Here is an 18251-nt window from a genome sequence, read left to right as displayed (position 1 = left end):
CGCCCATGCGCTATGTCACTAGTGACACAACGAGATGCCGCGCATGCCAAAATGGAAATGGTTAGCATGCGCGGCATTGTAGTCTGGCCCGAGAGTCGTCCCGAATACTTCGCAGGCACCGTCGCGCACGCGATGCAGGAAATTCGCCGCGTCATCGTCGCCTTCCCAGTCGTCGAGCACGGACACACGACGTCCGTCCGCCATCCGAAAGGCCGCCACATCGAACGCTTCAGCAGAGGCATGGTCACTGCGGCGAGCATTGTCGCGATGATAGATATTGCGGCACGCAAAGCTCCCCAAGTGACGCACCGACTCCACCGGCTCACCGAATACCTCCCGCGCAGCCGGCTGCAAGCGTTGACGCTCGAACAGCGTCCAAGCCACCGCCAGTGGACAGCTGGCCACGAAGCTGGCATTGAAATCGACGCCAGCACGGCGCACACGCACCACGTTTTTAAGCGGGCAGCCGGCAACGGGAGTGTAATCCGCCAGTGGCGTGTAATTCAGGGTACCGTCAGGCGCGGAGTCGAGAACATCGCGACATGCCTCGCGGTCCCCCTTGAGTCGGCGCAACTTCCACTGCGTGACCGGGGTCAACGAGTCTTCGATGTGCAAGGGCTGAAAAGGATTCCATGCCCGGGGAACTGTCCAGACGCCCTTGTCCAGAGCGATACCGGCGGCAATCACGGCGACACTCAACGCGAGGAAGGCAAGCGGCGGTTTCATGGTGCTCCTGGCATGGTGCAAAGCCTACAGTGTAAAGAACGCCAGAAATCATATGACGATCATCCTGTAAGACATGTAAATTTGACCGATACTGTACGCACCTTCGATCTGAAAGGAGAATTGCCATGCCACGCTGGATTCCACTCGCCTTCATCGCTGGCTTCTTCGCGGTGCTTTGCTTCCATCAGCCCATGGCGGGCTTGTTACACGCTTACGCCATTATTCCGTCTGCACCCTATGGCATGACAGCCGTACCACCCCTGGATATTCCTCAGTGGCTGTCGGCAAGCTTCTGGGGCGGTGTATGGGGGATCGTCATGCTGTGGGCATTCACGCGTTTCCACGTCACGACCGGTCTGTGGTGGAAAAGCGTGTTGTTCGGCGGCATCGCCTTGACACTCGTGGCGCTGTTCATCGTCTTTCCGCTCAAGGGACGCGGCCTCAACCTCGCTGGGTTTCCTATCGGCTTTCTGGTCAATGGTGCCTGGGGGATGGGCATCTGGGTCTTCGCACGCTGCTTCGGGCTCTGGAGAATTTCACCACAACCAACGTGATTAACCCCACAACAAGGTTACCAGCAACGCCAATATGCCCACGATCAACGCGGTGAGCACGGCGATGCTCACCAGTCGATTCAACCAAGCGTCGACGCCGCCCCGGGGACGCACAGGGCCTCCTCTACGGCGGCGAGTGGCACCTTGGTGTCGCCGCCTGCCTGCTTTGGCCACTTGGGACACTCCTCACTCCCGTGCATGCAATTTGGCTTACCATAAGGGGTGGAGCGCCTTTTCACCAACGTCAAACGCCCGACCGAAACCGAGCGTTACACATGTCGTCATGTGATGCATTACCCGCCTTCACGCGTATTGATACGCCGGTTGACCACATTCGGAGCGCGACGATATCGCTCGGCATCGGCCAATGTTTCAGCTTCGAAGGCATCGGCGCCGACCGGGGTCTCACCGTGACGATGGTACAGCGAAGTCAGCATTGCCTTGCGGTCCGCCCGCAACTCCTTGACCAAGACGAGAATCATGCCATAGAGAATAAAGGTGAAGGGCAATGCCGCCAGCACCGCGGCGGATTGCAACCCGTTCAAGCCTCCAGCAACCAGCAAGGTGAGACAGATCGCTGCGATCAACACGCCCCAGATAATCCGCTTCACCAAGGGTGGATTCAGTGAGCCGCCATCGGTCATCTGCGAGACGATGTACGTCGCCGAGTCTGCAGACGTCACCAGGAAGATGAAGATCAAAAACAGCGCCACTATCGACAATACATTAGAAAGTGGCATCAAGTTGAACATCTGGAACAGCGCCACGGTGATGTTGTCAGCCGTTGCCGAGGCCAGCCCGACATCGCCGGTCAGCTCCATATTGAGCGCCGCTCCACCGAAGACGCCGATCCACAGGCAGGCCAGCAGCGGCGGCACGATCAACACGCCAAACACATATTCCTTGATGGTCCGACCGCGCGAAACACGCGCCACGAAGGTCCCCACGAACGGCGACCAGGCAATGACCCACGCCCAGTAGAAAATCGTCCAATTGCTCGCCCAGGTATTATCGCTATAAGGCGCGATACGCAGGCTCATCCCCACGATGTTCTGCAGGTAATCACCGATGCCCAGAGTAATGGTTTCGAGAATCGCCACGGTCGGCCCGGTAAGCAACACGTAGAACATCAACGCGAAGCACAGCACCATGTTGAGGTTGGAGAGGCGCTTGATCCCCTTATCCAGCCCCGACCAGGTGGACACCATGTAACACAGGAACATGGCACCCATGATGATGAATTGCCACTGGATGCCTTCCTCGACACCGAATACTGCGTGTAGACCACCGTTGATCTGCAACACCGCCAAGCCGATGGAGGTCGCTACCCCCATCACGGTCGCCACCACGGCGAACACATCCAGTGCCGGCCCAACCTTACGCAACTTGGGCCGCTTGGCGGTCATGCTCGACAGTACGTTGGACACCAGTCCCGCCTGCCCCTTGCGGAACTGGTAATAGGCGATGATCAACCCCACCACCGAGAACGCCGCCCACTGATGAATGCCCCAATTGAAGAAGCTATATTGAATGGCATAGCGTGCCGCTTCTTCGGTGCCGCCTTCCATGTCACCGTAAGGCGGTTCGAGAAAGTGTGTCATCGGCTCGGCCATGCCATAAAATACCAAGCCGACGCCAAATCCCGCCGCCAGCAGCATGCTGACCCACGAGAAAAAGCTGTAGGAGGGCGAGCTATCCTGCGGGCCCAGGCGAATCTTGCCGTACTTGCTGAAGGCCAGCGTCAACAGGAACACTACAAACCCGAAGACCGAGAACAGGTAGAACCACCCGAAATAGTGTGAAATGGTTGATAATGCCGTCGATGCCGCCTCACCGAAGCCCTCGGGAAAGGCCGCACCAATGGCGACCAGAACCGCAACGATCAGGGCGGAGACGATGAATACGTATTGCCTTCCAATATTGGCCATGCCGTTATCCCTTTAGTCTCCAACGATACAGTGCCTCATGCACCTTCCGGGTTCTTATCACCGAGCTCGGCATGCCTGCAATGGCCCAAGGAACCAAAGCAGGGCTCGTGAGACCAATCGACAACGATGGCAGAACCAACGCTGCACGACCATAACCGTAATCTATATTTAAGCATATCAACCATTAAACGCCATTGAAGAGCCTATTATGCCGTCCATGAACCGCCTGGCGTCCGCCACTGCTTGGCTCGAGCATTTTTCACATTCGCGGCATGCCCTGTCGCTTTTGTTTTTGGCTTCGATACTGGAAACCCTCCTGGTGCCGATTCCCATCGAGACCATCCTGATTCCCTGGATGCTGGCCCAGCCACGTCGCAAATGGCGCCTGGCAGGCGTAGCGCTGGCCGGCAACTTGGCCGCCGCCTGTATCGGCTACGCACTGGGCGCCTGGGCATTGAATACCTGGGGAACGACGCTTATTCCTTTGTTCGGTGGCCAGGACGCCTATGCCGCCTTTCAGGCGCGCATGGCCAGCGACGGTTTTATGGCAGTGCTCGCGGTGGGCATCATTCCCATTCCTTTCCAGATCGCTATGCTCGCTGCCGGTTCCAGCGGCTACCCATTTCCGTTGTTCCTGTTGGCCGCCTTGCTGGCCCGGGGCGTGCGTTATTTCGGCCTCGCCTTGCTGGTGCACCTTGCCGGCGACGCAGCCCTGTCATTGTGGCGGCGCCACGCACGCCCCATCGGCGTGCTGGGCATCGCGCTCTTTAGTATCTGGGCGTGGACTCAGTTAGTGCCATGAGCAAGTTTCGAAAGCGTCCGTGCCTTGAGTTATGTCCTCACCATCCCAACAGACTAAAATATTGAGGACGCTAACGTTTACCGATCCAAGAGGCTATCATGAGCCGACTCTCGCAGATTCCGCTATCCGTGCTCGATCTCGCCCCGATCGCGCATGACGGCACGCCCGCCGAGACCTTCGAACGCATAGTCGATCTCGCCCAGCTCACCGATACTCTGGGCTACAACCGCTATTGGCTGGCCGAGCATCACAACATCGACGGCATCGCCAGTGCCGCCACGTCCTTGCTCATCGGCCATGTCGCTGGCAAGACGCAACGTATCCGCGTGGGCAGTGGCGGCATCATGCTGCCCAATCATCCGCCGCTGGTGGTCGCCGAACAATTCGGCACCCTGGAAACGCTCTATCCCGGTCGCATCGATCTCGGCCTGGGACGCGCGCCCGGCTCCGACGGCGTGACCATGCAGGCCATGCGCCGCAATCCTCGCGCCGGCGTGAATGACTTCCCCGACCGCTTGGCCGAACTACGCGGCTATCTGGGCGACGTCCAGCCCGACCAGCGCGTCAAGGCGATCCCCGGTCAGGGCACGCATGTCCCGCTCTGGCTGCTGGGCTCCAGCGACTTCAGCGCGCGCCTCGCCGCACAGCTCGGCCTGCCGTTCGCCTTCGCCGGACAGTTCGCGCCGGGCTACATGCTCGAGGCCATCCAGCTCTATCGGCAGATGTTCCAGCCCTCCGATGTGCTGGACGCGCCGTACGTGATGCTGGGCATCCCGCTAGTCGCTGCCGACAGCGACGCACATGCGCAGTATCTCGCCACCACTCAGCAGCAAAAGTTCCTCAACCTGATTCGCGGCAAGAGCACGCGGACCCTGCCGCCTGTCGAAGCACTCGACTGGTCGCCGCAGGAACGCGCCATGGTCAGCCAGAACCTCGGCGCCTCCATCGTCGGCGGCCCCGATACGATCCGCGAGGAACTCGAGAATTTCCTGGCACATACCCAGGCCGACGAACTCATGATCAACGGTGATTTCTACAACCATGAGGACCGCCGTCGCTCGTACGAGATTCTCGCCGATGTCTGGAAAGGCTGAGTCTCACACTACTCATCCCTTCAAACGCAAAAGGCCGGCTGACGCCGGCCTTTTGCGTTCATGTAGTACGACTGCGCCTCACCCCAGCCGCGCGGCGAGTTTCTCCTCCAACGTTGCCTGATCGTCGGCGAAGCGGCGGATGCCCTCGGCGAGCTTCTCTGTCGCCATAGCATCCTGATTGAGCCCCCAACGAAATTCGGTTTCATTGATCGGTGTGAGTCGCTCGCTGGAATCTCCGACATCGCTGATCTTGCGCTCTATCGCGCCTTCCTGGCCCTCGAGTTCCTCGAGCAGCGCCGGCGAAATAGTCAGGCGGTTGCAGCCGGCCAGCCCCAGGATCTGGCCCTTGGTACGGAAGCTTGCGCCCATGACCACGGTGTCGTAGCGGTAGCGGCTGGCGATATCGCATACCTCGCGCACGAACACGACGCCCGGGTCTTCATCCGGCGCGTACTCCTGCCCGGTTTTCTGCTTGTACCAATCGGTGACGCGGCCCACGAAAGGCGAGATGAGATATACCCCGGCATCGAAGCAGGCACGGGCCTGCGCCTTGGAGAACAGCAGCGTCAGATTGCACTGAATGCCCTCTTTCTCGAGCTGTTCGGCGGCACGAATGCCTTCCCAGGTGGAGGCCAGCTTGATCAGCACGCGTTCACGGCCGATCCCACGCTGCTCGTAAAGCTCGATGAGACGATGCGCTTTCTTGATGCTCGCCTCGCGGTCGAAGGACAGCTTGGCAGCCACTTCCGTGGACACACGCCCCGGAATCAGTTGCGTGATCTCACTGCCCATGGCGACGGACAAACGATCCACTGCTTCGTCGACCCGGGCCTGGGGATCGGCGATATCGGCTTTGACCTGCGCCAGCGTCTCGTCGATCAGCGCTTGATGGCCGGGCAGCTCGAAGGCCTTGAGGATCAGCGAAGGATTGGTCGTGGCATCGTGCGGCTGATAGCGCTTGATCGCCTCGAGATCGCCGGTATCGGCGACTACCATCGAAAGTTGCTTGAGAGCCTCGAGTTGCGTCATGGCAAATATCCTGTAACGAAAAGGGTCATCGCGCGTCTCATGGCGCGACGTCGTAGCGTTCGGCCAGCGCTTGACGGTAACGCTGGTAGAGTTCCTGATAACGGCGCACCGGTTCGCCACGCGGGCGGGTCAGGGTATCGAGATCCACCTCGACGAGGCGTTCGGTCAGTGCCGCCAACGACTCGCCCCGCCCACGCGTCTGAGTATCGCACCAGGCAGCCTGAATCGCCCCGCCCAGGGCAGCAGCCTCGGTAATGCGTGGACAGATCACATCGACATCCAGCACATCGGCAACGATTTGGCGCCAGACGGCACTCTTGGCGCCACCGCCGACCAGACGGACTTGGCTGGCCTGCGATGCCAGCTCGCCCAAGCGTTCGAACCCATAGCGTAGCCCGAACGTCGTCCCTTCGACTACCGCGCGACAGAGATTGTCCGCCGTCGTGTTGAGACTCGTCATGCCCTCGAAGCTGGCGGTGGCATGCGGCAGTGCCGGGACGCGCTCACCATTGAAAAAAGGCAACGCCATGACGCCCTCGGCGCCCAGCGGGGCTCTAGCCACCCGCTCGCCGAAGGTCTCCAGATCGAACCCGAACAGCTCACGAACCTTGGTTGTCGCCGAGGTCACGTTCATGGTGCAGATAAGCGGTAGCCACCCGCCGTGACTGGCGCAGAAATTGGCCACCTGGGCGTCCTCGGCTTCCATCGACGCGGCCGAATGCGCGTATACGGTTCCCGAGGTACCCAGGCTCAGGGTCACCATACCGGGGGCGATGTTGCCGGTGCCGATGGCCGCCATCATGTTGTCGCCGCCACCACTGGACACCAGAACGTCATCACCGAGGCCCAGCAGGCGCGCGACCTCGGGACGCACCGTTCCCACTGGGGCGTGCGAGTCGATCAAACGCGGTAGTACCGCGTCCGGCGACAGTTCGGGCGCCATGATTTGGAACACATCATGACGCCAGTTGCGCGTGCGGGTATCGAAATACCCGGTGCCGGAGGCATCGCCGCACTCAGCGACACGTTCGCCGGTCAGCCAGAAGTTCAGATAGTCGTGGGGCAACAGCAAGGTGGAGATACGCTGATAGGCGTCCGGATGCGTATCGCGCAGCCAGGCGACTTTCGAGGCCGTAAAGCCGGTTTGCAACACCAGCCCCAGCTTGTCCAGGCAGCCTTGCCGGCCACCCAAGCGCTCTATCAGCGTCTCGTTATGCAGCGCCGTTTCGGTATCGCACCACAGCTTCGCGGGATGCAGTGGCTGGCCATCGGCATCCAGCGCAACCATGCCGTGCTGCTGCCCCGAGACACCGATGGCGCGGATCTCGTGCGCATCGATCCGCGCCGCGCTCACCGCCTCTTGGAACGCCTCGGTCAAGGCCGCGATCCATTCGCTAACATCCTGTTCGCGCTTGCCGTTATCGCCTTCGATCAGATGATGCGGACGACTCGCCTCGCCCAGAATCGCCGCACGCTCGATATCGACCACCACTACCTTGGTGCTCTGCGTTCCACAATCCACGCCCACGTACATGCTCTCTCCTTCGGCTGCATCGCATTCCCCGGTGGGGTATGGAGTATCCGCTCCTTGGCCGTGTTACGACATACGACCCTCGACCAAGGCGTGGAGCGTCGCGCGCGCTCCCTCGGCATGCAAGGACTCAAGCGCCTGAAGATAAGCGTCGCGGAAACGCGCGTCATTCGCCAGGTCGCCGAACAAAGTAGACTGCTCGATGAACGCCGCTGGCACGCTGCGAACGCGTCAGATGACGATCAGGACTCGGTACCGCTTGGCGCCACCGGTGACGTGGGCAGCCAGATACGTGCGGCGAGTCCGCCGAGCGAAGCGCGTGACAGCGAAAGCCGGCCACCGTACAAGGTCATCAAATCCTCGACGATGGCCAGGCCCAACCCGGAACCGGAGCGTCGCTCGTCAAGGCGGGAGCCTCGCGCCAGGGCAGCGTCACGCTGCTCTTCGCTCATGCCCGGCCCGTCGTCTTCGATCAACAGTTCGACACCAGCCGCCTGCGAATGAAAGCTCACGGTGACCTGGCTGTCGGCCCAGCGCAGCGCATTTTCCAGAAGATTGCCGACCAGCTCCTGTAGATCCTGGGCCTCCATGCGCACCTTGAGGTCATCGGCCAGCGATTGCGTCAACTGGATACCGCGCCGCTGCCCCATTCGCGTCAACCCCTCGAGCACTGGCGCCAGGGTTTGCGCAGCGTCTACCTTGCCGGCGAGAACGACCCCGCCGGCGGCAGAGGCCCGGGCGAGATGATGACGTACGGCGTCATTGATGCGCCCCAGCTCACCGTGCAGGCGGTCGCGCGTGTCAGGTGGGAAGCGTTCGGCAAGGGTCGTGAGCACACTGACCGGGGTCTTGAGCGCATGCGCCAGATTGCCAGCGGCATTACGACCGCGCTCGATCAGGCGCCTGTCTCGCTCCAGCACACCGTTCATGGCACGTGCCAGACGAGCCAACTCGTCGGGCAGGAAATACGTCTCGAGGCTGTCGGCATCGCCTGATTCAACCGCGCGCAGGTTGGTATGCATGCGACGCAACGGCGCTAGTCCCCAGCGAACCTGCACCGCCAGCCCAACGAGCAGCAAGGCCCCCAGCGCCAGCAGCGACAAGCCCAGCAGCCACTCGAAACGCGCCACCTCGGTATCCAGCTCTTCGCGTGACGCCGCCACGCTGACATGCAGCGTCTCGGCATGCCCCGGCAGGCGGATATCACGCTCAATGACGCGCAGTATGTCACCACGCGGGCCCTCGACTTCGGTGACCGCCATACCGTCGACATCATCGGTCGGCAACCGCTGATCCCACAGCGAACGCGACGTCAGCGTTTGGTCCCCCTCATCGCTGATCTGCCAGTACCACCCCGAAAAGACCCGCTCGAACCGTGGATCGCCCAGCGAGCGTGTCATGTGCAGCTTTTCATTCTGAGCATCGACCTGCACGCCGGCCAACAACACGTTGAGCAGCGACTCGAGGCGGTCGTCGAAGGCGGTGGTGACGGAATCGCGGAAATTGTAGGCAAGCCCAGTACCCGCCAGGGGCAGCGCCACCATGACCAGTAATAGCGAGGCGATCAGCAACCGGGCGCGGATCGAAGTACGCGCGAGGCGTTGGCGCCAGGGGCGTCGTCTCATTGCTCATCCTCGGGTGCCACCAGACGATACCCCTGCCCGCGCAAGGTCACGATGCGCTGATTGCCGAGCTTGCGACGCAAGCGGCTAACCTGTACGTCGATGACATTGGAGTCGGGCTCATGATCACGATCATAGACATGTTCAGAGAGTTCTATACGGCTCACGATGCGCGGCGCGGCATGCAACAGATACGCCAGCAACCGCGATTCCTGGGCCGTCAAGGTGATCGGACGCCCCGCCAGAGTAACGCTGCCGGTATGCGTATCCAGCGCCAATTCGCCCAGCCTGAGTATGGGGTGTGCATGTCCGTGGCTGCGTCGCACCAAGGCACGCAGACGAAACAGCACCTCAGCGGTCTCGAAAGGTTTGGTGACGTAGTCATCGGCGCCGGCGGAAAAGCCTGCCGCCTTGTCCGACCAGCGCTCGCGGGCCGTGAGCACCAATACCGGCAAATCGATGCCATCCTCGCGCCACGCTGCAAGCCAGCGCGTGCCATCACCATCGGGGAGTCCCAGATCGAGAATCACGGCGTCATAGGATTCGACGCGCACGAGATAATCGGCCGCATGACCGGTCGCGGCATGTTCCCACAACAGTCCAGCCTCGACGAACGCTTCGCCGAGCGCCTGTGCCAACGCGGTATCATCCTCGACCAGCAACACCTTCATTGACGTGCCATCCCATCGATATTGACCCCTTCGATACCAATCATTTCCCCGCTCGTGGCATCGAACTCGAATTCAACTACCTGCCCCTGCGGACCGATCATGTCGATTTCATAGCGCGGCACATCATCGCCGCGGTCGAGCTCTACCTCCAGCACCTGACCGATATAGTGACGCTCGAGCCAGTCGAGCACCTTGGGCAGCGCCACCACACGCCCTTCCTCCACCTCGCGGTGCAGTGAGCGCCATTCGTCATCGTCGGCCGCGACCAGCGACTGGCAGGCCATGATGCCCACCGCCACCAGCATCAGCGCTTTGATACAGCGATTGAAGCGTTTCATAGACACGAGTTTGCCTCAGCCGACATGAATGCAGCATGAATATCCGCAGGGCTCGATGCCGGAGACCTCATCAGCGCCGTGCATACTCGCTATCGTTAACATGAATGAAAGATGAACATCGTTTTCAGGTGACTGCAAGGTCGACGGCGTTAGCGTGCCTCTATCCGCAGTCGCGGTATGTCATACCAATCTCGAGGCACAAGCCAGGAGTAAATCATGAAGACGATGCATATGCTGATGATGCCGATGGTCCTCACAGGAGGACTGTCCACCGCCGCGCTTGCCGATGATGGCAGCCTATCACCCGGCAAGCTCGAGTCACTGCTCAACGATGCCAGCACCTATGGCTTCACCCATTATGACGAAGTCGCCATCGATGACGGTAACCGTCTTGAGGTGGAAGGCTGGCGTGATGATGGCTGGCAACTCGATATCGACATGCTTATCGAGGATGGCAGCCTGGTGCACGAGAAACGCCACAAGGACACCATTCCTGACTGGAGCCTGACCAGCGACGAACTGCACCAGGCACTGAGCAACGCTCAGGAATCCGGCATGCAACGATTCTCTGAATTGGATGTCGATGAAAGAGGGCATGTGGATATAGAAGGCTACGACGCCCAGAATAGTGAGATCGACATTCGCCTCGAGCGCAATGACCTAACGGTCACCGGAGTGGAACATGACTGATCGACAGCAAAATGCCGCCTGGCAGGCGGCACAGCAATGGCGGGAACGGGCGCGTCAGGCGCGCCCGTCACAGGGCGCCGGCGGGCTCAAGCTACTCGCCACCTGGTTATTGTTCGGCGCCATGATGATCGTCGGCACCTTGCTCGGCCTGTTCTTCTTGATCGTCGGCTGGGCGATGCTGCCCTTCTTGCGCCACCGCATGAAGAAACGTGCCGAGGCGTTTCGCGCCGACCAGGCCCGCCCGGCTGGCGGCAATGGCGCCCAGGACGCACCGGCGCAAGACGCCACGCACGCGTCTCAGGTGCTCGAGGGCGACTACCGCGTCAAGTCAGGCGACTGATCAAGGAGTACGAAACGAAAAAATGGCACGCAAGGCGTGCCGGAAACGACTGCTTACCTGCAAATCACAGGTCTTGCCGTCAAGGAAGGGGAATCGTCGACACAGACGAAAAAGCCCGCCCCCGGAGGGACGGGCTTGATATCTGGTGCGCCCGGGAGGATTCGAACCTCCGACCACCTGATTCGTAGTCAGGTACTCTATCCAGCTGAGCTACGGGCGCTTTACACAACGCACGACCAGCTCTGCTGTGTTTCGCGCTGCCTCAAGAGCCAAGGCTCTCTCATGCATCATCACGTGACTGAATCACGTTGTTAAAGTGGTGCGCCCGGGAGGATTCGAACCTCCGACCACCTGATTCGTAGTCAGGTACTCTATCCAGCTGAGCTACGGGCGCAATACTTTATTCACTTCAATGCACTGCATTGGGTTGATTGGCGGAGAGAGAGGGATTCGAACCCTCGATGGGGCTACAAACCCCATACTCCCTTAGCAGGGGAGCGCCTTCAGCCACTCGGCCATCTCTCCCTCATCAACACGGCGCGTATGTTACCGATTATACTGGGGTCTTGTCTAGAGCGGATTGAAAATCTCTTGATATCAATCTCTACCGTCACTGTTTGCCTAGCGGGAGACTCGCTTGCCGTACTGCGTTCGCGTCAAACTGCTCACCCCGGAAAGTATGCCTTATCCAAAAGCCCGAGCCGATAAAGGGGACGACTTCACCAGCCCAGACGGCCCCACGCATGCGTCACTTCAAACGTTTGAACCGCCGTCTTCGCTATCGGTCTTCTCGCGCTGAATACGCTGGTAGATCTCTTCGCGATGTACGGCTACGTCCTTAGGCGCATTGACACCGATACGGACCTGATTGCCTTTCACTCCCAGGACTGTAACGGTGATGTCGTCGCCGATCATCAGTGTTTCACCGACGCGACGGGTCAGGATGAGCATGTCTGATCTCCTTCTCAGGCTTTCTTCCAACGGGATGCATGCACCGCCAAGCGACAGTACGAAGGCGAATTATGCGTCATACAGGCCCCGAGAGCCAATGGCGCGTGCTTTGCAGCCACGGATACACTGAATGAAAGGCCACATCTGGCCTTCCGGCGTCGTCCTGACGCCACCCCTAGCGTAGAAGCCGATGGGGCAGGAAGGCCAAATTTCTGTGCTTATTCGCCTTGTATGCTGTCTTTATCGAGACCGAAGGCGGAGTGCAACGCACGTACGGCCAGCTCCATCTGCTTCTCGTCGATGACCACGGAGATCTTGATTTCCGAGGTGGAGACCATGCGAATGTTGATGTTTTCGTCGGCCAGCACGCGGAACATCTTGGATGCCACGCCGGCATGCGAACGCATACCCACACCGACCAGCGAGACTTTGGCGATATTCTCATCGCCACGCAGCTCACCACCACCCAGCGCCGGGATCACTTGATCCTGCAGGATACTTCGAGTCTGTGTGAAATCGCTTTTGGCAACGGTGAACGTGAAGTCGGTGTAGTCACCGGCGGGCGCCACGTTCTGTACGATCATGTCGATTTCGATGTTGGTATCGGCGATGGGCCCCAGTATCTTGGACGCCACGCCGGGCACATCGGGGGTGTTGAGCAACGTCAGCTTGGCTTCACTGGAGGTGAAGGCAATACCGGAGATCAGCGGTTCTTCCATGGAGGCCTCTTCTTCTTCAGCGACGATCAGGGTACCGGGGCCGTCCTCGAAACTGGACAGCACACGCAGCGGCACATTGTATTTACCTGCAAACTCGACGGCGCGAATCTGCAATACCTTGGAGCCCAGGCTGGCCAGCTCGAGCATTTCCTCGACGGTGATGGAAGACAGGCGTTGTGCCTTGGAGCAGACACGCGGGTCGGTGGTATAAACGCCGTCCACGTCGGTGTAGATCTGGCATTCATCGGCCTTGAGCGCCGCCGCCAGAGCGACACCGGTGGTATCCGAGCCACCGCGTCCCAGCGTGGTGATGTTACCCTCGTCATCGACACCCTGAAAGCCGGCCACGACCACGACCTGGCCGTCGTCGAGATCTTCCTGAATGTCGTCGGTCTCGATACGCTGAATGCGCGCCTTGGTGTGAGCGCTGTCGGTCTGGATGCCGACCTGACCGCCGGTATAGGACGTCGCCGCCACATCCAGCTTGTGCAAGGCCATCGCCAGCAGCGAGCTGGTGACCTGCTCGCCGGTGGACACCAGCATATCCATTTCGCGTGGCGTGGGCTCATCGTTGATCTGGCTGGCCAGATCGATCAGCCGGTTGGTTTCCCCGCTCATTGCCGACACCACGACGACTACTTGATGGCCTTCGTCGCGGAATCGCTTCACTTTTTCGGCGACGGCCTTGATGCGCTCTACCGAGCCCACCGAGGTCCCCCCGAACTTCTGTACATATAGCGCCATAGCTGCCTGTCCGTGGTGGTTTTCCCAAGCATGAATGAAGAAAAGGGCCGGCGCCATGCGCACGACCCTCTTCACGATCTCACTCGCCGAGCCGAGCCTCGACCCAACTCGGTACACTCGCCAAGGCATCAGGCAACGCCTGCGGCCGCGATCCTCCCGCCTGCGCCATATCGGCCCGGCCGCCGCCTTTGCCGCCGACCTGCTCGGCGACATGCCTGACCAGGTCGCCGGCCTTGAGACGCGCGGTCAGATCATCGGTCACCCCGACGATCAGGCTGACTTTTTCGTCGCCGGCCACGCCCAGCACGATGATCCCCGAGCCCAGCTTATTCTTGAGCTGATCGAGCAGGCCACGCAGATCCTTGCCACCGATGCCCTCGACCTGCTTGGCGAGCAGCTTGACGCCCGCCACCTCGCGCACCTCGGCCAGCATGTCGCCACTCGCAGCACTCGCCAACTTGGCCTTGAGCCGTTCGAGCTCCTTCTCCAGGCTGCGATTGCGCTCGAGCGTCGCCTCGAGACGTGACTCCATCTGCTCGGGCTTGGCCTTGAGCTGCTCGGCGACACGCGTGACCTTGGCTTCCTGATCGCGGAAATACGCCAGGGCGCCTTCGCCGGCGACCGCCTCGACGCGGCGCACGCCCGCGGCGACTCCTGTCTCGCTGAGAATGTGGAAGCAACCGATATCGCCGCTACGTGCCACGTGTGTGCCGCCGCAGAGTTCGATGGAGAAGTCATCGGCGCCAATGGTCAGCACACGCACGCTATCGGCGTACTTGGCCTCAAAGAGCGCTGCGGCGCCTTTAGCCTTGGCCTCGTCGAGTGTCATTTGCTCGGTGCGCGTATCGGCGTTGGCCAGAATCTGCGCATTGACGATGCGCTCGACCTCCTCGAGTTGCGCTGGAGTCATCGCCTCGAAATGGCTGAAGTCGAAACGCAGGCGCTCCGCCGTCACCAACGAGCCCTTCTGCTGTACGTGCTCACCCACTACTTGCTTGAGCGCCTCATGCAACAGGTGAGTCGCGGAGTGGTTGCGCATGGTCGCCGCACGCAGACGGGCATCGACCTGTGGCGTGATGCTGTCACCCACGTCGAGCCGTCCTTCGACGAGCACGCCGTGATGCAAGTGATGCCCGCCCTGCTTCTGGGTATCGGTCACCTGGAAGCGTGTGCCATTGGCGTTCAAGTAACCGGTGTCACCGGCCTGCCCGCCCGATTCGCCATAGAACGGCGTACGATCCAGCACCACGACGCCCTGCTGACCCGCTTCTAGCGCCGTCAGCGCGTTGCCTTCGCGATCCACCAGGGCGGTGACATGGGCCTCATCTTCCAAACGGTCATAGCCGGTGAAGGCCGTTTCGCCGTCGAGTTCCAGGGCCGCGGTGTAATCGGCACCGAACTGGCTCGCTGCACGGGCACGCTCGCGTTGCGCCTCGAGCTCACGCTGGAAGCCAACCTCGTCCGGCGTCACGCCACGCTCGCGACAGACATCCGCCGTCAAATCGAACGGGAATCCATAGGTATCGTAGAGCTTGAAGACGGTCTCGCCTGGCAGTACGTCGCCTTCGAGTGTGTCCAGTGCTTCCGTCAGCAGCCCCATGCCATGATCCAGCGTGCGCGCGAACTGCGCCTCTTCCTTGGCCAGCACCGTCTCGATCTGAGCGCGAGCCTGGCGCAGTTCCGGATAGGCCTCGCCCATCTCAGCGTCAAGCGCCGCTACCAGGGTATGGAAGAAGCTGCCCTCGGCGCCCAGCTTGTGACCGTGGCGCACCGCACGGCGGATGATCCGGCGTAGCACGTAGCCGCGCCCCTCGTTGGACGGCAGCACGCCGTCGACGATCAAGAAGGCGCAGGAACGAATATGATCGGCGATCACGCACAGCGACGGTGCGCTGGTGTCCGCGTAGCCCGTGGCCTCTGCCGAGGCATCGAGCAGATTCTGGAACAGGTCGATCTCGTAGTTGGAATATACGCCCTGCATGACCGCCGCGACGCGCTCCAGGCCCATGCCGGTATCGATGGACGGCTTGGGCAGTGGGTTCAGCGTCCCGCCGCTGTCGCGATCGAACTGCATGAAGACCAGATTCCAGATCTCGATGTACCGATCGCCGTCCTCGTTGGGGCTTCCCGGTGGGCCGCCCGCGACCTCAGGTCCATGATCGTAGAAAATCTCGGATGACGGGCCACAGGGGCCGGTGTCGCCCATCTGCCAGAAGTTGTCTTCCTCCAACTTGGAGAAGCGCGCCGGATCGACGCCTATCTCGTCTTTCCAGATACGTTCGGCTTCGTCGTCACTGACGTGAACGGTGACCCACAGCTTGTCGGCGGGCAGCCCCAGGCGTTCGGTCAGGAAGGTCCACGCGAACCCGATAGCGTCGCGCTTGAAATAATCGCCGAAGCTGAAATTGCCCAGCATCTCGAAGAACGTATGGTGCCGCGCGGTGTACCCGACGTTATCCAGATCGTTGTGCTTGCCCCCGGCACGCACGCAACGTTGCGGAGAGGTGGCACGTACATAGGGGCGCGGATCGCGCCCCAGAAAGACGTCCTTGAACGGCACCATGCCGGCATTGGTGAACAGCAACGTTGGATCGTTGTCAGGCACGAGCGAGCTCGACGGCACGATGGTGTGGTCGTGCTCCTCGAAGAACGTCAGAAAGGCCTGTCTGATGTCTGCGCTTTTCATAGAAATTCCGTGGCGGTGTGCGTTAGGCGCTGCGGGCACGCGCGGCCCGACCGGACAAGCGGTGGGCGAGAAACGCGAAAGTCGGCGAATGACGGAAAACGAGTCGCCCCGAACCATCTCAAGGCGCACTAGTATAACGCGTTCGGCGGGGGACTAAAGAGGTGCCGCGACAGCGGCAGGAAGGGAGGCCGCATGGCATACGGCCCGCGAAGGTCTAGCGAGTGTTATCCCAGGCATGTGCCATGGCATGACGCACCTGGTCGAAATCGAACCCGCGTGAGGCCAGAAACCGCTCACGTTTGGCGCGGTCGCGAGGCTCGCGACCGGGGGAGTCGAAGCGCTTGGCCAAGGCCTCGCATGCCAGCCGATGCCAATCGGGGGATTCGCTTTCGAGCGCCTCGCGCGCCATCTCATCGGTGATACCACGCGAACTCAACTCGGCGCGAATCTTCATTTCCCCTTGCCCACGAAACAAACGCGAACGCACGAACTGCTCGGCGAAGCGCGCATCGGACTGCAAGCCTTCCTCGGCCAGGCCATCCAGCGCCAACGCAATATCGACGCGCTCATGCCCACGCGTCGTCAAACGCGACACCAGCTCAGTCCGCGAGTAATCGCGACGCGCCAGCAGGCGGATGGCATCGTCGCGAGGTGTCGTCTCTTGCTTATTCATGGTTACAGAGGGCTATCGTCGTCCTGGGTCGCCGCGGCCTTATCTTCGCTCGCACCTTCCCCCGACTCGCCTTCCTCCGCCTTGGGCGCGGCCAGCAATCGTGCACGAATCTCGCCTTCGATCTCCTCCATGATCGCCGGATTGTCCTCGAGGAACTGGGCGGCATTGGCCTTGCCCTGGCCGATTTTACTGCCCTGATAGCTGTACCAGGCACCCGCCTTGTCGACCAGACTTTGCTGTACCCCGAGATCGATGACCTCGCCGGCATGGTAGATGCCCTTGCCGTAGAGGATCTGGAACTCGGCCTGGCGGAACGGCGGTGCCACCTTGTTCTTGACGACCTTGACGCGAGTTTCGTTGCCAGTCACCTCGTCGCCCTGCTTCACCGAGCCGGTCCGGCGGATATCCAGGCGTACACTGGAATAGAACTTCAGCGCGTTGCCGCCAGTGGTGGTCTCGGGACTCCCGAACATCACACCGATCTTCATGCGGATCTGGTTGACGAACATCACCATGCAGTTGGCGTTCTTGATGTTGCCGGTCACTTTGCGCAGCGCTTGCGACATCAGCCTGGCCTGCAGACCGACGTGGGAATCGCCCATTTCGCCTTCGATCTCGGCACGCGGTGTGAGGGCCGCCACCGAGTCGACGACGATGACGTCGACACCGCCGGAACGTACCAGCATGTCGCAGATTTCCAGCGCCTGCTCGCCGGTATCCGGCTGCGAGACCAGCAGATCATCGAGATTGATGCCCAGCTTTTCGGCATACGTCGGATCCAGGGCATGCTCGGCATCGATGAACGCACAGGTTTTGCCTTGTTTCTGTGCCTGGGCAAGCACCGATAGCGTCATCGTGGTCTTCCCCGAAGATTCGGGGCCGAAGATCTCGACCACGCGACCCAGTGGCAATCCGCCCATGCCAAGCGCGATATCCAGCCCCAGCGACCCGGTGGATATGGCCGGCGTCGCTACTCGGGGCGTATCGCCAAGACGCATCACGGCGCCCTTGCCGAACTGGCGCTCGATCTGGGAAAGCGCTGCGTTGAGCGCCTTGGAACGGTTGTCGTCCTGTGCCATGAAGGTCTCCTATCGAAGGACATCGAAGCTCGCACGGTGGCGCTGACACATGTCGGCACCAACCGCAAAACACT

At 60.9% G+C, this 18251-nt stretch carries 17 protein-coding genes and 3 tRNA genes; 5 read left to right on the top strand and 15 right to left on the bottom strand.

Annotation, left to right across the window (positions count from 1 at the left end; all coding sequences use genetic code 11):
* Positions 1–18: 18 nt before the first annotated feature.
* The gene (locus OP496_RS06945; protein WP_280562783.1) at positions 19–726 is read right to left on the bottom strand and encodes an extensin family protein; all 708 of its coding nucleotides are present in this window, start codon (positions 724–726) and stop codon (positions 19–21) included.
* A gap of 125 nt (positions 727–851) precedes the next feature.
* Here OP496_RS06945 and OP496_RS06940 point away from each other — a divergent pair, with 125 nt between their 5' ends.
* Positions 852–1280: a hypothetical protein gene (locus OP496_RS06940; protein ID WP_280562782.1), complete on the top strand. Its 429-nt coding sequence runs from the start codon at positions 852–854 to the stop codon at positions 1278–1280.
* 293 nt (positions 1281–1573) lie between these two features.
* Here the strand turns inward: OP496_RS06940 and OP496_RS06935 are convergent, their stop codons facing one another.
* On the bottom strand, positions 1574–3208 hold the full coding sequence (locus OP496_RS06935) for a BCCT family transporter (protein WP_280562781.1): 1635 nt from the start codon (positions 3206–3208) through the stop codon (positions 1574–1576).
* A gap of 208 nt (positions 3209–3416) precedes the next feature.
* On the opposite strand from OP496_RS06935, the gene OP496_RS06930 reads away from it, so the two are divergent.
* Both OP496_RS06930 and OP496_RS06925 read left to right on the top strand, forming a co-directional pair.
* Positions 3417–4010: a VTT domain-containing protein gene (locus tag OP496_RS06930; RefSeq protein ID WP_280562780.1), complete on the top strand. Its 594-nt coding sequence runs from the start codon at positions 3417–3419 to the stop codon at positions 4008–4010.
* A gap of 98 nt (positions 4011–4108) precedes the next feature.
* The gene (locus tag OP496_RS06925) at positions 4109–5104 is read left to right on the top strand and encodes an LLM class flavin-dependent oxidoreductase (protein ID WP_280562779.1); all 996 of its coding nucleotides are present in this window, start codon (positions 4109–4111) and stop codon (positions 5102–5104) included.
* 78 nt (positions 5105–5182) lie between these two features.
* Here OP496_RS06925 and tal read toward each other — a convergent pair whose 3' ends face one another.
* The 5 genes from tal to OP496_RS06900 all read right to left on the bottom strand — a co-directional run bounded on the left by tal (position 5183) and on the right by OP496_RS06900 (position 10295).
* A complete protein-coding gene (gene tal, locus OP496_RS06920) occupies positions 5183–6133 on the bottom strand; it encodes a transaldolase (RefSeq protein WP_280562778.1) in 951 nt (316 codons plus the stop codon).
* Positions 6134–6170: 37 nt separating this feature from the next.
* Complete coding sequence (gene xylB / locus OP496_RS06915; protein WP_280562777.1) at positions 6171–7667, bottom strand: xylulokinase; 1497 nt, start codon at positions 7665–7667, stop codon at positions 6171–6173.
* Positions 7668–7906: 239 nt separating this feature from the next.
* Positions 7907–9289: a sensor histidine kinase gene (locus tag OP496_RS06910; protein ID WP_280562776.1), complete on the bottom strand. Its 1383-nt coding sequence runs from the start codon at positions 9287–9289 to the stop codon at positions 7907–7909.
* Positions 9286–9957: a response regulator transcription factor gene (locus tag OP496_RS06905; RefSeq protein ID WP_280562775.1), complete on the bottom strand. Its 672-nt coding sequence runs from the start codon at positions 9955–9957 to the stop codon at positions 9286–9288. Before OP496_RS06905 ends, OP496_RS06910 begins: the two co-directional genes overlap by 4 nt.
* On the bottom strand, positions 9954–10295 hold the full coding sequence (locus OP496_RS06900; RefSeq protein WP_280562774.1) for a PepSY domain-containing protein: 342 nt from the start codon (positions 10293–10295) through the stop codon (positions 9954–9956). The genes OP496_RS06905 and OP496_RS06900 overlap by 4 nt, the downstream gene beginning before the upstream one ends.
* A gap of 216 nt (positions 10296–10511) precedes the next feature.
* On the opposite strand from OP496_RS06900, the gene OP496_RS06895 reads away from it, so the two are divergent.
* Positions 10512–10985 carry a PepSY domain-containing protein gene (locus tag OP496_RS06895; RefSeq protein WP_280562773.1) on the top strand — a complete coding sequence of 158 codons (474 nt, stop codon included), beginning with the start codon at positions 10512–10514 and terminating at the stop codon, positions 10983–10985.
* Positions 10978–11325: a hypothetical protein gene (locus OP496_RS06890; protein WP_280562772.1), complete on the top strand. Its 348-nt coding sequence runs from the start codon at positions 10978–10980 to the stop codon at positions 11323–11325. Before OP496_RS06895 ends, OP496_RS06890 begins: the two co-directional genes overlap by 8 nt.
* A gap of 143 nt (positions 11326–11468) precedes the next feature.
* On the opposite strand, the gene OP496_RS06885 is transcribed toward OP496_RS06890, so the two are convergent.
* From OP496_RS06885 to recA, 8 genes are all read right to left on the bottom strand, one after another.
* Positions 11469–11545, bottom strand: a tRNA-Arg gene (locus OP496_RS06885).
* 97 nt (positions 11546–11642) lie between these two features.
* Positions 11643–11719, bottom strand: a tRNA-Arg gene (locus OP496_RS06880).
* Between the two features lie 38 nt (positions 11720–11757).
* A tRNA-Ser gene (locus OP496_RS06875) sits at positions 11758–11850 on the bottom strand.
* 228 nt (positions 11851–12078) lie between these two features.
* Positions 12079–12276, bottom strand: coding sequence for a carbon storage regulator CsrA (csrA, locus tag OP496_RS06870; RefSeq protein WP_040239634.1), 198 nt, complete (start codon positions 12274–12276; stop codon positions 12079–12081).
* A gap of 218 nt (positions 12277–12494) precedes the next feature.
* On the bottom strand, positions 12495–13739 hold the full coding sequence (locus OP496_RS06865) for an aspartate kinase (RefSeq protein WP_280562771.1): 1245 nt from the start codon (positions 13737–13739) through the stop codon (positions 12495–12497).
* A gap of 79 nt (positions 13740–13818) precedes the next feature.
* The gene (alaS, locus tag OP496_RS06860) at positions 13819–16425 is read right to left on the bottom strand and encodes an alanine--tRNA ligase (protein WP_280562770.1); all 2607 of its coding nucleotides are present in this window, start codon (positions 16423–16425) and stop codon (positions 13819–13821) included.
* Between the two features lie 214 nt (positions 16426–16639).
* A complete protein-coding gene (locus tag OP496_RS06855; RefSeq protein WP_280562769.1) occupies positions 16640–17098 on the bottom strand; it encodes a regulatory protein RecX in 459 nt (152 codons plus the stop codon).
* A gap of 2 nt (positions 17099–17100) precedes the next feature.
* Positions 17101–18177 (bottom strand): recombinase RecA, encoded by a 1077-nt coding sequence (gene recA / locus OP496_RS06850; protein ID WP_280562768.1) that lies wholly within the window; start codon positions 18175–18177, stop codon positions 17101–17103.
* Positions 18178–18251: the final 74 nt, after the last annotated feature.

It is taken from the genome of Chromohalobacter sp. 48-RD10, from assembly GCF_029889785.1.
Lineage (GTDB): Bacteria > Pseudomonadota > Gammaproteobacteria > Pseudomonadales > Halomonadaceae > Chromohalobacter.
The sequence above is the reverse complement of the archived record's forward strand: the minus strand, read 5'-3'. Positions and strand labels throughout refer to the sequence as shown.

Coding starts and splice junctions, on each gene's coding strand:
- OP496_RS06945 (WP_280562783.1), bottom strand. CDS start 726: ATGAAACCGCCGCTTGCCTTCCTCGCGTTGAGTGTCGCCGTGATTGCC.
- OP496_RS06940 (WP_280562782.1), top strand. CDS start 852: ATGCCACGCTGGATTCCACTCGCCTTCATCGCTGGCTTCTTCGCGGTG.
- OP496_RS06935 (WP_280562781.1), bottom strand. CDS start 3,208: ATGGCCAATATTGGAAGGCAATACGTATTCATCGTCTCCGCCCTGATC.
- OP496_RS06930 (WP_280562780.1), top strand. CDS start 3,417: ATGCCGTCCATGAACCGCCTGGCGTCCGCCACTGCTTGGCTCGAGCAT.
- OP496_RS06925 (WP_280562779.1), top strand. CDS start 4,109: ATGAGCCGACTCTCGCAGATTCCGCTATCCGTGCTCGATCTCGCCCCG.
- tal (WP_280562778.1), bottom strand. CDS start 6,133: ATGACGCAACTCGAGGCTCTCAAGCAACTTTCGATGGTAGTCGCCGAT.
- xylB (WP_280562777.1), bottom strand. CDS start 7,667: ATGTACGTGGGCGTGGATTGTGGAACGCAGAGCACCAAGGTAGTGGTG.
- OP496_RS06910 (WP_280562776.1), bottom strand. CDS start 9,289: ATGAGACGACGCCCCTGGCGCCAACGCCTCGCGCGTACTTCGATCCGC.
- OP496_RS06905 (WP_280562775.1), bottom strand. CDS start 9,957: ATGAAGGTGTTGCTGGTCGAGGATGATACCGCGTTGGCACAGGCGCTC.
- OP496_RS06900 (WP_280562774.1), bottom strand. CDS start 10,295: ATGAAACGCTTCAATCGCTGTATCAAAGCGCTGATGCTGGTGGCGGTG.
- OP496_RS06895 (WP_280562773.1), top strand. CDS start 10,512: ATGAAGACGATGCATATGCTGATGATGCCGATGGTCCTCACAGGAGGA.
- OP496_RS06890 (WP_280562772.1), top strand. CDS start 10,978: ATGACTGATCGACAGCAAAATGCCGCCTGGCAGGCGGCACAGCAATGG.
- csrA (WP_040239634.1), bottom strand. CDS start 12,276: ATGCTCATCCTGACCCGTCGCGTCGGTGAAACACTGATGATCGGCGAC.
- OP496_RS06865 (WP_280562771.1), bottom strand. CDS start 13,739: ATGGCGCTATATGTACAGAAGTTCGGGGGGACCTCGGTGGGCTCGGTA.
- alaS (WP_280562770.1), bottom strand. CDS start 16,425: ATGAAAAGCGCAGACATCAGACAGGCCTTTCTGACGTTCTTCGAGGAG.
- OP496_RS06855 (WP_280562769.1), bottom strand. CDS start 17,098: ATGAATAAGCAAGAGACGACACCTCGCGACGATGCCATCCGCCTGCTG.
- recA (WP_280562768.1), bottom strand. CDS start 18,177: ATGGCACAGGACGACAACCGTTCCAAGGCGCTCAACGCAGCGCTTTCC.